Origin of the sequence: Paraburkholderia sartisoli, from assembly GCF_900107685.1 — a bacterium.
GTDB classification, from domain to species: domain Bacteria; phylum Pseudomonadota; class Gammaproteobacteria; order Burkholderiales; family Burkholderiaceae; genus Paraburkholderia; species Paraburkholderia sartisoli.
The window spans coordinates 196,522-210,090 of the sequence record NZ_FNRQ01000002.1 but is presented as its reverse complement, the minus strand read 5'-3'; the positions used below and the strand labels follow the sequence as shown (position 1 = coordinate 210,090).

The 13,569-nt window shown below is 66.6% G+C and carries 9 protein-coding genes; 5 read left to right on the top strand and 4 right to left on the bottom strand.

Annotation, left to right across the window (positions count from 1 at the left end; genetic code table 11):
* The first annotated feature begins 106 nt into the window (after positions 1 to 106).
* Positions 107 to 859, top strand: coding sequence for a class I SAM-dependent methyltransferase (locus tag BLV45_RS08120; protein ID WP_090531628.1), 753 nt, complete (start codon positions 107 to 109; stop codon positions 857 to 859).
* A 152-nt stretch (positions 860 to 1,011) separates the two neighbouring features.
* Here the strand turns inward: BLV45_RS08120 and ppc are convergent, their stop codons facing one another.
* Positions 1,012 to 4,176 carry a phosphoenolpyruvate carboxylase gene (gene ppc / locus BLV45_RS08115; protein ID WP_090531626.1) on the bottom strand — a complete coding sequence of 1,055 codons (3,165 nt, stop codon included), beginning with the start codon at positions 4,174 to 4,176 and terminating at the stop codon, positions 1,012 to 1,014.
* A gap of 391 nt (positions 4,177 to 4,567) precedes the next feature.
* Between ppc and hemC the strand changes: the two genes are divergently transcribed.
* Genes hemC through BLV45_RS08100 form a run of 3 tightly spaced genes read left to right on the top strand, consistent with a single transcriptional unit; the run spans position 4,568 to position 8,786 of the window.
* On the top strand, positions 4,568 to 5,548 hold the full coding sequence (gene hemC, locus BLV45_RS08110; RefSeq protein WP_090531624.1) for a hydroxymethylbilane synthase: 981 nt from the start codon (positions 4,568 to 4,570) through the stop codon (positions 5,546 to 5,548).
* Positions 5,548 to 7,593 (top strand): fused uroporphyrinogen-III synthase HemD/membrane protein HemX, encoded by a 2,046-nt coding sequence (hemDX, locus tag BLV45_RS08105; RefSeq protein ID WP_090531622.1) that lies wholly within the window; start codon positions 5,548 to 5,550, stop codon positions 7,591 to 7,593. The genes hemC and hemDX overlap by 1 nt, the downstream gene beginning before the upstream one ends.
* Before the next feature lie 2 nt (positions 7,594 to 7,595).
* A complete protein-coding gene (locus tag BLV45_RS08100; protein ID WP_090531620.1) occupies positions 7,596 to 8,786 on the top strand; it encodes a heme biosynthesis protein HemY in 1,191 nt (396 codons plus the stop codon).
* A 97-nt stretch (positions 8,787 to 8,883) separates the two neighbouring features.
* On the opposite strand, the gene BLV45_RS08095 is transcribed toward BLV45_RS08100, so the two are convergent.
* From BLV45_RS08095 to BLV45_RS08085, 3 genes are all read right to left on the bottom strand, one after another.
* Entirely contained in the window at positions 8,884 to 10,203 is a 1,320-nt protein-coding gene (locus tag BLV45_RS08095; protein ID WP_090531618.1) for an MFS transporter, read from the bottom strand.
* A 286-nt stretch (positions 10,204 to 10,489) separates the two neighbouring features.
* Positions 10,490 to 11,248 (bottom strand): SDR family oxidoreductase, encoded by a 759-nt coding sequence (locus tag BLV45_RS08090; RefSeq protein ID WP_090531616.1) that lies wholly within the window; start codon positions 11,246 to 11,248, stop codon positions 10,490 to 10,492.
* Positions 11,249 to 11,302: 54 nt separating this feature from the next.
* Entirely contained in the window at positions 11,303 to 12,742 is a 1,440-nt protein-coding gene (locus tag BLV45_RS08085) for an aldehyde dehydrogenase family protein (protein WP_090531614.1), read from the bottom strand.
* 271 nt (positions 12,743 to 13,013) lie between these two features.
* Between BLV45_RS08085 and ppa the strand changes: the two genes are divergently transcribed.
* Positions 13,014 to 13,541 carry an inorganic diphosphatase gene (gene ppa, locus BLV45_RS08080; RefSeq protein WP_090532799.1) on the top strand — a complete coding sequence of 176 codons (528 nt, stop codon included), beginning with the start codon at positions 13,014 to 13,016 and terminating at the stop codon, positions 13,539 to 13,541.
* Positions 13,542 to 13,569: the final 28 nt, after the last annotated feature.

Sequence of the window (13,569 nt, the reverse complement as noted above, 5' to 3'; positions counted from 1 at the left end):
GTAGCGGCTGGAACGGCAGTTATTGCACCGGCGTACACGATGGGCGTGCCGTTCCACCCACGATCAACCGACGCGGCCCGCGCTTATCCGGGCAGAGGAGCATTTCATGAAGCATCACGACCAGGTCGCCGACGCATTCGGCTCGACCGCCGCCGCTTACCTGACGAGTCACGTTCACGCGACGGGCGCCGATCTGCAGACGCTGGCCGCCGCCATCCAGGCGACGCCCGGTGCGACGGTGCTCGACATGGGTTGCGGCGCCGGTCACGCGAGCTTCGCGGTGGCGCCGCACGCGAAGTCGGTCGTCGCGTACGACATCGCCCCGCAGATGCTGGAGACGGTCGCCGCAGCCGCGCGCGAACGCGGGCTCGACACGATCCGCACGCAGCAGGGCGCGGCCGAAACGCTGCCGTTCGCCAATGCCTCGTTCGACTGGGTCATCAGCCGCATGAGCGCGCACCACTGGCACGACGTGCCGCAGGCGCTGAAGGAAGTGCGTCGCGTGCTGAAACCGGGCGGCCGCGTGCTGTTCATCGATATCGCGGGCAGCGATCATCCGCTGCTCGACACGCACATCCAGTCGGTGGAACTGCTGCGCGACGGCTCGCATATCCGCGACTATCGTGCCGACGAATGGATCGCGCTTTTCGAAGCCGCGGGCTTCAACGCGTCGATCCGCGGGCGCTGGCGTTTGCCGATCGGATTCGACGCATGGGTCAAACGGATGCGCACGCCCGAGCCGCGCGTCGTCGCGATCCAGTCGGTGTGGAAGGGCGCGCCGGACGAGGTGCGAGCGTATTTCAACGTGCAGGCCGACGGCTCGTTCGAACTCGATGCACTGATGATCGAGGCGTATTGACGCGGCGCTTCGGCGCTTGACGGCGTGCGGGGAGAAGAGCGTTTCAAACCGCACGCCGGACAAAAAAAAGCACGCGATCCGATAAAAGGAAAGCGTGCCTCTTGAACCAGAACAGGTTTGCATCCAACCCGATGCAAACCCGCTCAGCCGGATCAGCCCGTATTGCGCAGGCCTGCCGCGATACCGTTGATCGTCAGGTGAATCCCGCGCCGCAGACGCGCGTTGCGGTCGCCCGCGCGGTGGCGCTTCAGCAGTTCCACCTGCAGATGGTTCAGCGGATCGAGGTACGGGAAGCGGTTCTTGATCGAGCGCGCGAGCAGCGGGTTATCCGCGAGCCGCTCGCTCTTGCCGGTGATCTCCGACAACACCTTCGACGTGCGCTCCCATTCCGCGACGATGCGCTCGAACACATGCTTGCGCAGCTTCTTGTCGGTCACGAGCTGCGCGTAGCGCGACGCAACCGCGAGGTCGGTCTTCGCCAGCACCATGTCCATGTTCGACAGCAGGTTCGAGAAGAACGGCCACGTCTTGTACATCTTTTTCAGCAGCGAAAGACGGCGTGCGCGTTCGGCATCGGTCGGCGCGTGGTCCAGGTACGCGGCCACCGCGCTGCCGAAGCCATACCATCCGGTCAAGAGCAGTCGGCACTGCCCCCACGAAAAACCCCACGGAATCGCGCGCAGGTCTTCGATCTTGCGTTGCTTCGCGTCCTGCAGCTTGCGCGAAGCCGGACGGCTGCCGATGTTCAGCTCGGCGATCTCCGAAATCGGCGTCGACTCGAAGAAATACTCCTTGAAACCCGGTGTTTCGTAGACGAGCGCGCGATACGACGCCATCGCCGCATCCGAAAGCTGCTGCATCGTTTCCTCGAAAGCGGGCAGCTGGTCGGGCGCATTGCCCTGCGGCAGCAGCGAAGCTTCGAGCGTCGCGGCGACGACCGTTTCCAGATTGCGCCGGCCGATCTCCGGGTTGCCGAACTTGCTCGCGATCACTTCGCCCTGTTCGGTGAGACGGATCTGCCCGTCGACCGTGCCCGGCGGCTGCGACAGGATGGCCTGATACGTCGGGCCACCCCCGCGGCCGACTGTACCCCCGCGGCCGTGGAAGAGCCGCAGCGTCACGCCGCGTTCGTTGAAGAGCGACACGAGCGCCAGCTCCGCGCGATACAGCTCCCAGTTCGACGTGAGGAAGCCGCCGTCCTTGTTGCTGTCCGAGTAGCCGAGCATGACTTCCTGCTCGCCGCCCTGGTGCTCGATCAGCGAATCGACGCCCGGCAGCGCGATCAGGTCGCGCATGATGTGCGGCGCGTTGCGCAGATCGGGAATCGTCTCGAAGAGCGGGATCACCATGATGCCGTCGTGCGCCGGCTGTTCGACGTTGCCGAGCAGCCCCTTCAGCAGGCCGGTTTCCTTTTGCAGCAGCATCACCTCGACGAGATCGCTCACGGTTTCCGTGTGCGAAATGATGTAGTTGCGCACCGCACGGGGGCCAAACTTCTCGCGCGTCACGCGGGCCATTTCGAGCACGCCGAGTTCGCTCTTCGCCAGATCGGAATACTCGACGTACGGCAGGCGCAGCGGACGCGGCTGGCCGAGTTCCTTCAGCAGCACCGTCAGCTTGTCGGCTTCGGACAACGCGGCGTAGTCGTCCTCGACACCCGCGCGCTTCAGCAGTTCGGCGACGACGGCTTCGTGGATGTCCGAACTTTGACGCAGGTCGATGCTGGCGAGATGGAAGCCGAAAACTTCGGCGGCCCGCGCGAGCGGCGACAGACGCGGTGCGGCAAGCGACGCGCCGTGCTGTTCCGCGAGCGAATCGATCAGCACGTGCAGGTCGGCGGCGAATTCGGCGGCGTCGGCGTAGGGCTTCGCGCTGTCGTGGCTGCGCGCCGCGACGACGCCCGCGCCCAGACGCGCCCGCGCGCTTTCCGCGAGGCGCGCGTACACGCCGATCAGTGCGCGGCGATACGGCTCGTCGGTGCGATGCGGCGACGCGTCGGGCGAGGCTGCCGCCAGCGCCTTTAGCGCGTCGCTCGAACCGGCCAGCAGGTTCGACACGGACAGTTCCGCGCCTAGCCTGTGTACCTGCTCCAGATAGTGTTCGAAGATCACCGCGGCCTGACGCGTGATCGCGTGTTCGAGCGTCGCGGCGCTCACGTTCGGATTGCCGTCGCGGTCACCGCCGATCCAGCTACCCATCTGGAAGAACGGCGGCAGGCGCGCGGGCAGGCCGTGTTCGGCCAGCGCGGCTTCGATGTCGGCGTAGAGCGCCGGGATTTCCTCGAGGAACGTCGCGCGGTAGTACGACAGCGCGTTCTCGATTTCGTCGGCGACCGTCAGGCGCGCGTCGCGCAGCATCCGCGTCTGCCACAGCGACGTCACGCGCGCGCGCAGCATCGTTTCGTTGTGCGCGCGTTCGCGCGCGGTCAACTGCTGGTCGCGCTCGGCGAGCAGGCGCGCGACGTCGTGTTCCGCGTCGAGAATGCTCTTGCGTTGCACTTCGGTCGGGTGCGCGGTCAGCACGGGGACGATCAGCGCGTCGTTGAAGAACTGCTGGAGGACGGGCGTCGGCGCCGCCTCGGCTTTCATCAGGCGCTCGAGCGCGTACGCCATCGTGCCCGGACGCGGCGCGGCGTTCGCCAGCGCGTGAATGCGGTGACGGCGGTTGCGGTGACGGTCTTCGGCGATATTCGCGAGGTGCGAGAAGTAGCTGAACGCACGCACGACGCTCACCGTCTGTTCCGGGCTCAGCGTGCGCAGCTTCTTGTCGAGCGTCTGCGCGGCGACGCTGTCGTCTTCGCGACGAAAGCGCACGGCCGTCCGGCGGATCGTTTCGACGACATCGAACACGGCGTCGCCTTCCTGTTCACGCACGACGTCGCCGAGCAGACGTCCCAGATAGCGGATGTCCTCGAAGAGCGGTTGATCCTTGTCTTCACGCGTGCGGCCGTTGGACTTCGCCGTTGCCGGCGCTGTTGCGACAGCCTTGGGCGCGATGTCGAGCGGCGATTTCATGCGGCCGTTCGCGGCGCCGTTCGCCGGCTTTGCAACGGGCTTTGTCACCGATTTCGAAGCGGGCGCTGTCTGGGCGCTACCGTCGAGTGCCGGGCGTGCCTTCGGCGTTTTCGGCGCCTTTGCAGGTTTCGCGGGCGCGACGGCTTTGACGGCTTTGCTGGCCTTCACGCTTTTGGCGGCGGCCTGGGCGGCTTTCGGTGTTCGGGTCGCTTTGGCGGGAGCAGCGGAGGTGCCCGCGGTTTGGGCAGGAGTGGGCGATGCAGTGTTGCGGCGGGCAGGGCGCGCCGATCCGGAAGACGTCACGATGGGTTTCCTCGGAGAAGCCTGGGTCTGTTGATGATGAACAGCGGTTTCAAAACACATGCGCACGAACTGCGCAGGCGCCGCCGCGCACCGGTGAAGCGCGGGTGAGCAACGACGCGGAACTGCAGGAACGGCATGCACGCAGAAGAGACATACGAGGAAAGGGGGCTGCCCATTGCCGCACGGTGCGCCGCAATGCATCATCCCGCATGCAGCCGCACGGCGCGCGAACGACCGTACGGGAAGCCGGGACAGATGCGGCGGCAGCACCCGGAACGGGCCTGTCTCCTGTGTCGATGCCGCGCCAGCACGGCCATCCGGCCGATAAGGAAGCACTGGCGTGCGTGCTAACATTGATTGTTATTGAACCCCGTCCTCCACTGACCTTGCAATGAATTCCGAGACCCATTCAGCGCTACCCCGCACGCTGGTGATCGCTTCGCGAGAAAGCCGCCTTGCCATGTGGCAGGCCGAACACGTGCGGTGTGCGCTGCACAAATTATATCCATCTTGTGACGTAAAAATCCTCGGAATGACAACACGTGGCGATCAGATTCTCGATCGCACGCTTTCGAAGGTCGGTGGCAAGGGTCTTTTCGTCAAGGAACTGGAAAGCGCGCTGGCCGACGGCCGCGCCGATCTGGCCGTGCATTCGCTGAAAGACGTGCCGATGGAACTGCCGGCAGGCTTCGCGCTGTCCACCATCATGGAGCGTGAAGACCCGCGCGACGCGTTCGTCTCGAACACGTATGACTCGCTCGCGGCGCTGCCCGCGGGCAGCGTGGTCGGCACCTCGAGCCTGCGGCGCGAGGCGATGTTGCGCGTGCGCTATCCGCAGCTCGTCGTGCAGCCGTTGCGCGGCAACCTCGATACGCGGCTCGCGAAGCTCGACCGTGGCGACTACGCGGCCATCATTCTCGCCGCGGCGGGTTTGAAGCGGCTGGGTCTGGCCGACCGCATCCGCGCGCTGCTCGATCCGGACGACAGCCTGCCCGCGGCCGGACAGGGTGCGCTTGGCATCGAGATCCGCGCAGACCGCGCCGAGCTCGCCGCGTGGCTTGCGCCGCTCCATCATGAACACACCGCCGCCGCGGTCGAAGCCGAACGCATGGTGTCGCGCATGCTGGGCGGCAGCTGCGAGGTGCCGCTCGCCGCGTATGCGACGTGGCGTGACGGCGCGCTGCATCTGCGCGGCATGGTTGCCACACCCGACGGTCAGCGCGTGCTGAGCGCGCAGGCGTCGTCGCCCGCGCCCACGGTCGGCGCCGCGATCGAGCTGGGTCGCGAAGTGGCGGCGTCGCTCGAAAGCCAGGGCGCGCTCGACATTGTCCGGTCGCTGAGTACCGCGAGCGGCGACGTGACCGGCGCGTGATGTCGACCGGCGCGTCCGTCGATCCGTCTTCTGCCGCCGGCGCGGCAGTGCCGCCCGGGTTCACCGTCGTGATCACGCGGCCCGCCGGGCAGTCGGCGGCGCTGATGGCGCAACTGTCCGCCGCGGGTGTCGCCGCGCTCGAATTCCCGCTGATCGACATCGGCGAAGTCGGGGACGCGGCGCCACTGCGTGCCGCGCTCGCCTCGCTCGAACACTATGCGCTGGTGGTGTTCGTCTCGCCGAATGCCGTCGACCGCGCGTTCGCGCACCACGATGCCATCTGGCCGCATGCGCTGCCGGTGGGCGTCGTCGGGCCGGGCAGCGTGGCGGCGCTCGCGCGTCACGGCGTCGAGGCACCCGCGTATCGGGTCATCAGCCCGAGCGTTCCGGCTGATGACGACACCGGCCGTTTCGATTCCGAGGCGCTCTTCGCCGCGCTCGAGGCCGCGCTCGGCACGGGCGACTTCGAAGGGCGCCGCGTGCTGATCGTGCGCGGCGACGGCGGGCGTGAATGGCTGGCCGACCGTCTGCGTGAAGCGGGCGCGCAGGTCGAGACCGTGGCGGCTTACCGGCGCATCGTGCCGGAGCCGTCCATCAGCGCCTGGTCGCGCGTGCATGCGCTGCTGGCGGGCGTGCCGCACGCGTGGCTGCTCACCAGTTCCGAAGGCGTGCGCAACCTCGACGAGCTGGCGCGCGAGCATCTGACCGCCGGCGAGATCGCGCAGTTGAAGCGCGCGATGCTCGTCACGCCCCATCCACGCATCGCGCAGACCGCGCGGGGAGTGGGTTTTGATAGGATTACGGTGTCTGGCGCGGGCGACGCGCGTATTGCCCGTGCGTTGCTTGCCTCCGCAGCTTCCGCAGCTTCCGCAGTTTCCGTTGCTTCCGTTGTTAAACCGGTACCGTCCAACCCGGCTCACTCACGCATGACAGATTCGAACGATTCCAGAAACGCATCCATCCCGCCGGCTGCCACGCCTCCGTTGCCGCCGAACCCGCCTTTCACGCCCTATGAAGCGCAGCAGAAGCCGCGCAACTCGAGCGCACCGCTGCTGTGGTTCGTGATCGTCGTGCTGATCTGCGCGGCAGGCGTCGGCTCGTTCGCGCTGAACCGCAAGGTCGACCGGATGGAGCAGCAACTGGCGCAGCGTCAGCAGGCCAACGACGCGCAGACTGCCGCGCTCAGCGTGAAGACCGAACAGGCGCTCGCCACGGTTCATCAATCCGACTCGCAGGTCTCGCAACTCGAAGGCAAGCTCGCCGATGCGCAGGCCGGCCAGCAGGCGCTGCAGCAGCAGTACGCGGACCTCGCGCGCACTCGCGACGACTGGACGCTCGCCGAAGTCGGCCAGATGCTGTCGGCGGCGAGCCAGCAGCTGCAGCTCACCGGCAACACGCAGCTCGCGCTCTTCGCGCTGCAAAGCGCCGACACGCGCCTCGCCGCGTCGGACAGCACGCAGGTCGTCGTCGTGCGCAAGGCGATCGCGCAGGACATCGACAAGCTGAAGTCGGCGCCGTCCACCGACCTCACGGGCCTCGCGATCAAGCTCGATAACGCGATCGAACAGGTCGACGCGCTGCCGCTTTCCGGCGAGGCGCCGATCGGCCATGCCACCGCGCATGCGGCCACGCCCGCCGACTCGGCGAAGGTGGCGGCCGCGACCGGCGAGCCACGCTGGAAGGTGCTGTGGCATGAGTTCACCGCGGGCTTCGGCCAGCAGCTCGCGAGCCTTGTTCAGGTGCGCCGCATCGACAATGCCGACGCGATGCTCGTCTCGCCCGATCAAGGCTATTTCGTGCGCGAGAACCTGAAGCTGCGCCTGCTGTCGGCGCGGCTCGCGCTCCTCTCGCGCAACCAGACGACGCTCAAGTCCGACCTGCACGCCGCCGATGCCGCACTCGGCCGCTATTTCGACAGCGCGTCGAAGCAGGTGCAGACGGTGCGCGGCCTCGTCAAGGACGTGGACACCGGTTCGGCGGCGGTTGAACTGCCGAACCTGAACACGAGCCTGCAGGCGGTCCATCAATACCGGAGCCAGGGTTAATCATGGCTATCCGCGGACTCCTCTGGCTGGCCTTCCTGTTCGTGATCGCGGTCGTGCTGGCGACGGCCGGCCGGTTCGACACCGGCCAGGTGCTGATCGTCTACCCGCCGTATCGCGTCGACATTTCACTGAACCTGTTCGTCGTCGGCCTGGTGGTCACGTTCATCGTGCTGTACACGCTGATGCGCGCGATCCGCAACCTCTGGCGCATGCCGCAACGCGTCGCGGCCTTCCGTGCGCGTTCGCGCGTCGCGAAGGCGCAGGCGGCGCTGCGTGACGCGATCGGCAACCTCTACGCGGGCCGTTTCTCGCGCGCGGAAAAAGCGGCCCGCGACGCGCTCGCGAACCCGGACAACAAGGGTGCCGCAGGGCTGATCGCGGCGAACGCGGCGCATCGCATGCACGAATACGCGCGTCGCGACGACTGGCTCGCGCAGATCGACGAAGCCGACTGGCAGGACGCACGCCTCATGGCAACCGCCGACATGCGCGCGGACGGCCGCGACGCGGACGGCGCGCTGGAAGCGTTGAAACAGATGCAGACGCAGGGCGGCCGGCGGATTCATGCGCAGCAGATCATGCTGCGCGCGCAGCAGCAACTGAAGAACTGGAGCGAGGTGCTGAAGCTCGTCAAGACGCTGGAAAAGCGCGAGGCCATCCATCCGGCCGTCGCGGTGCGCCTGCGTCAACTGGCGGCGGAAAACCTGCTGCGCGACCGTCGTCACAACGCGGATGCACTGCTCGAACTGTGGCATTCGCTCACGCCGACCGAGCGGCATTCGCCGCGTCTGGCCGACCTGGCCGCCGAGCTGCTGATCGGCCTGAACCGCCCGGGCGACGCCCGCAGGATCGTCGAAGAAGCGCTCGCGCAGAACTGGGACGCGCGTTTGCTGCGCCGTTATCCGGAAACCGCGGGCGGCGACGCGCTGCCGCTGATCCAGAAGGCGGAGGCCTGGCAGAACGATCGTCCCGACGACGCCGATCTGCTGTTCGCGCTCGGACGTCTGTGCCTGCATCAGAAGTTGTGGGGCAAGGCGCAGTCGTTCCTCGAACAGGCGTTGAAGCTCGCCGACAACGAACCGCTCAGGATCCGTTCGCATCGTTCGCTCGCGCGACTGCACGAGCAGCTTGGCGACACAGGCAAGGCAAGCGAACACTATCGGGAAAGCGCGCTGGCGATGAACGTGGTTTGACGGCGCGGGTCATCGATGCCGCAAGGTGAGGCCGATAGAAAAAGCCTCCGTGAGCAAAACGCCCACGGAGGCTTTTTTACGATCCGCCGAAAGCGCGTTACCGGTTCACCAGTCGCGCTGGCACGCTGATCGCGAGCAGGCCGCCGACAATCATGCAGCCGGCCAGCATGTACATGCCGGAATCGTTGGCGGCGGTGACCTGTTTGAGCCAGCCCACGGCGTACGGACTCAGAAAACCGGCAAGGTTGCCGAGCGAATTGATCATCGCGATGCCGGCCGCCGCGCCCGTGCCGGCGAGAAACGCGGTCGGCAGGCTCCAGAAGAGCGGCAGGGTCGTCATGATGCCCATCGTCGCGATCGTCAGGCCGGTCATCGCGAGCAGCGTGTTGTGTGCCCACACGACCGACAGCACCAGCCCTAGCGCTCCCACGAATGCTGGCACCGCGATGTGCCAGCGACGCTCGCGCGTGCGGTCGGCGCTTTTCGCGACCAGCAGCATCGCGACGACGGCGGCGGCGAACGGAATTGCCGAAAGCAGGCCGATCGTCAAGGCGTCGGTGACGCCGGTTGCCTTGATGATCGTCGGCAGCCAGAAGCTCACGCCGTACAGACCCATCACGAACGAAAAATAGATCAGGCTCATGAGCCAGACACGCGGGCTCGACAGCACCTGGCCGAGCGGCATGTCGTGCTTGAGCGCTTCCTCGGCGGCGACGTTGCGTTCGAGCAGTTGCTGTTCTTCCCGCGTCAGCCATTTTGCCTTGCTGATACGGTCGTCGAGTTTCAGGAACACCCAGACGCCGACGAGCACCGAGGGAATGCCTTCGAGCAGAAACAGCCACTGCCAGCCTTGCCAGCCGTTCATGCCGTTGAAGTTCTTCAGGATATAGCCTGACACGGGGCCGCCGATCACGCCGGAGAGCGCGATGGCCGTCATGAACCACGTCGTCATGCGGCCGCGCCGGTGCGCCGGATACCAGTACGTGAGATACAGGATGATGCCAGGGAAGAAGCCCGCTTCGGCGAGACCGAGCAGGAAACGCATCACGTAGAACATGGTGGGCGTGGTCACGAACATCGTCAGCATCGAGACGATGCCCCACGACGCCATGATCCGCGCGATCCACACGCGCGCGCCGACCTTGTGCAGGATGATGTTGCTCGGGACTTCGAAGAGAAAGTAGCCGACGAAGAAGATACCCGCGCCGAAGCCGTAGACCGCGTCGCTCAGGTTGAGATCGGCGGTCATCTGCAGCTTCGCGAAGCCCACGTTGACGCGATCGAGATAGGCCACCACGTAACACAGCATCAGAAGCGGCGTGAGCCGCCAGGCCACCTTCCGGTACGTCGCCTCCTCGAAGGTGGAAGGCGGCGCGCCGGCGCCGGGAGCCTGCAGCGGATTCGCGGGACTGGCCATGTTGTCTCCTCGTTCGTTATACGTAGAAAGAAGTGCCGCGTTTCGCGCATTCTATACGCGGTTCGGACGGAATCCGGACCGTCCAGGTCGGGGAAAACACCGAGAACCGGTGGCGCGAACCGTATTGCATATCGGCATCCCGGGTTGGGCGGCAAGTTGCCGCGAGATGCTTCGAGGCAACGTCAGGTCGCGTCAAGTCGTCACGAGACGCCCCAGGACAACGCAGGCCACGTCAAGTTGCCCCGGCCCGGTGTCGTCCCAGGCCACCGTAATGCGCCCCGGCGCGCTAGACGCAGCGTCCGCCGTCCACTTCGAGACACACGCCGGTGATGAACTCCGCTTCGTCCGAGGCAAGGTACAGGCATGCACTGGCGATGTCCTGCGGCGTCGAGAAGCGGCCGAGCGGGATGCCTGCCAGAAAGCGCTTGCGGTTCTCTGGTGTGTCTTCGACGCCCATGAATTCGGAGAGCAGGGCGGTTTCGCCGATCACCGGATTCACGCAGTTCACACGGATGCGGTCCGGCCCAAGTTCGGCTGCGAGTGACTTGCTCGCGATGATCACGGCGCCCTTGCTGCCGTTGTACCAGACGAGCCCGGGCCGCGGCCGCACGCCTGCTGTCGACGCGATGTTGACGAACACGCCGCCGCCCTGTTCGCGGAAGTACGGCACGAACGCCTGCACGCTCCAGTAGATGCTCTTGACGTTGACCGCGTACACGCGATCGAACTCGGCCTCGGTGACGTCGAGCACCGGTTTGTTGCGATGGGTCGTGCCGGCGTTGTTGACCACGATCTGCACGCTGCCGAAGTCTTCGAGCGCCGCTTCGCGCAACCTGCTCCAGTCTTCGCCGCGCGTGATGTCGCCCGCGACCGCGATCGCCTTGCCGCCCGTCAGCGCGATCTCGCTCGCGACGCGTTCGGCAGCCGCGCCGTTCAGGTCGTTGACGACGACGTTCGCGCCTTCGCGCGCATACGTTTTCGCGATGCCTTCACCAAAACCCGAGCCGCCACCTGTGACGATGGCTGTCTTGCCTGTCAAGCGCATGATGTCTCCTTGTTTTTTCGCGGACGCCGGAACGCAACATCTGCAAACCCGAAACTAGCCGTGCCGGATCGCCACCGTCTTCAGCACGGTGAAGCCGTAGAGCGCCTCGAAGCCTTTCTCGCGGCCGTGACCGGAATGCCCCATGCCGCCGAACGGCAGTTCGACGCCACCGCCCGCGCCGTAGTTGTTGATGAACACCTGCCCCGCGCGCACGCGCCGCGCAAGACGCAACTGTCGTGCGCCGTCGCGCGTCCAGATGCCCGCGACGAGCCCGTAAGGCGTGCCGTTGGCGAGCGCCACGGCTTCGTCCTCGTCGCTGAAAGGCATGGCCGCGAGCACCGGCCCGAACACCTCTTCGCGCGCGAGCCGGTGCGCGGGCGGCACGTCGCGCAGCAGCGTGGGTGCCTGATAGAAGCCGGTTTCGGGCGCCTCGGCGACGACTTCGCCGTGCGCTGCCATGGCGATGCCGTCGTGCTGCGCATCGGAGAGAAAGTCCCACACGCGTTGCTGCTGCTTCGCGCTGATGAGCGGGCCGCAATCGAGGTCGGCGGCGGAAGGCCCGACGCGCAGCGCGTGAAACGCCGCGCCGAGCCGGTCGAGCACCGGTTCGTAGATCTCGCGGGCGATCAGCACGCGGCTGCCGGCCGAACACGTCTGGCCCGCGTTCTGGACGATCGCCGACACCAGCACCGGCAGCGCGGCTTCGAGATCGGCATCGGCGAACACGATCTGCGGCGACTTGCCGCCGAGTTCCAGTGTGACGGGCACATGGTTGTCGGCGGCCATCTGCGCGACGAGCCTGCCGGTGTCCGGTGAACCCGTGAACGAGATGTGATTGATGCCAGGGTGACGCGCGAGCGCCGCGCCGGCTTCGTGCCCGTAGCCCGTGACGACGTTCAGCGCGCCCGCCGGCAGGCCCGCCTCGGCCGCGAGTTCGGCGACGCGCAATACCGTCAGGCATGCGTCCTCGGCGGGTTTCACGACGCATGCGTTGCCGGCGGCGAGCGCCGCACCCACGCTACGGCCGAAGATCTGCATCGGATAGTTCCACGGCACGATATGGCCCGTGACGCCGTGCGGCTCGCGGATCGTGAAGACGGTATAGCCGGATTGATAGGGCAGCGTTTCGCCGTGCAACTTGTCGGCGGCGCCGGCGTAGAACTCGAAGTAGCGCGCGAGCGCGGACGCGTCCGCACGGGCCTGCCGGAGCGGCTTGCCGGTGTCGCGCGCCTCGAGCTTCGCCAGTTCCTCGTGGCACGCGGTGACGAGCATCGACAGCCGGTACAGCACGCGGCCACGCTCGGCCGCGCTCGCCGCGCCCCATGCGCCTTCATACGCGCGCCGGGCGGCCGTGACCGCGCGGTCGATGTCGGCCGCCGTGCCGCGCGCGAGGCGCGCGAACGGCTGGCCGTCCGATGGATCGATGACGTCGATCGTGCCGCCACCCGTGGAACTGCTCCATTCGCTGCCGATGAAGTGTTTCGCTTCTTCCATGCATGCTCCTGGTTGAATACCTGAAACGCCCGCGTTCGCGGACCCGCACGGGATCGTGCCCGAGGCCGCGCGCGATGCCGCGATGATAAACCGCGGCAGTCACGCAATCCGCAGGGCGCGCAACGATTATCGCGCCGATCCCGCGCCGGCCGCCATTGGCCGATTGGCTATAATGGCGCATTCCGCCCTGTCCGGCCGCGTGGCCGCGAGCGCCTCCGAAGGGCGCCGCGCCGTGGCCGTGCTCCGATTTCATCCTGACCAGAGAACGCTCATGAGCTTCAATCACGTCCCCGCAGGCAAAGATCTTCCGCAAGATTTCAACGTCATCATCGAGATCCCGGCGCAAAGCGATCCGGTGAAGTACGAAGCCGACAAGGATCTGGGCCTGCTCGTCGTCGACCGTTTCATCGGCACGGGCATGCGCTATCCCGCCAACTACGGCTTCATTCCGCAGACGCTGTCGGGCGACGGCGACCCGGTCGACGTGCTCGTGATCACGCCGTTCCCGCTGCTCGCGGGCTCGGTGGTGCGCGCGCGCGCGCTCGGCATGCTGCAGATGACGGATGAATCCGGCGTCGACGCGAAGCTGGTCGCCGTGCCGCACGACAAGATCTGCCCGATGACGGCGGACCTGAAGTCGATCGACGACGTGCCCGCGTACCTGAAAGACCAGATCAAGCACTTCTTCGAGCAATACAAGGCGCTCGAGAAGGGCAAGTGGGTGAAGGTGGACGGCTGGGCGGGCATCGACGCCGCGCACAAGGAAATCACCGAAGGCATCGCGAACTACAAGAAGTAAGCAGTCGCCGCCGGAGACAAAAAACCGC

What these genes read in the sequence shown, in the direction of transcription:
- BLV45_RS08090 (WP_090531616.1), bottom strand. Translation starts at nt 11,248, where the DNA reads ATGCGCTTGACAGGCAAGACAGCCATCGTCACAGGTGGCGGCTCGGGT.
- ppa (WP_090532799.1), top strand. Translation starts at nt 13,014, where the DNA reads ATGAGCTTCAATCACGTCCCCGCAGGCAAAGATCTTCCGCAAGATTTC.
- BLV45_RS08085 (WP_090531614.1), bottom strand. Translation starts at nt 12,742, where the DNA reads ATGGAAGAAGCGAAACACTTCATCGGCAGCGAATGGAGCAGTTCCACG.
- BLV45_RS08100 (WP_090531620.1), top strand. Translation starts at nt 7,596, where the DNA reads ATGGCTATCCGCGGACTCCTCTGGCTGGCCTTCCTGTTCGTGATCGCG.
- BLV45_RS08120 (WP_090531628.1), top strand. Translation starts at nt 107, where the DNA reads ATGAAGCATCACGACCAGGTCGCCGACGCATTCGGCTCGACCGCCGCC.
- BLV45_RS08095 (WP_090531618.1), bottom strand. Translation starts at nt 10,203, where the DNA reads ATGGCCAGTCCCGCGAATCCGCTGCAGGCTCCCGGCGCCGGCGCGCCG.
- hemC (WP_090531624.1), top strand. Translation starts at nt 4,568, where the DNA reads ATGAATTCCGAGACCCATTCAGCGCTACCCCGCACGCTGGTGATCGCT.
- hemDX (WP_090531622.1), top strand. Translation starts at nt 5,548, where the DNA reads ATGTCGACCGGCGCGTCCGTCGATCCGTCTTCTGCCGCCGGCGCGGCA.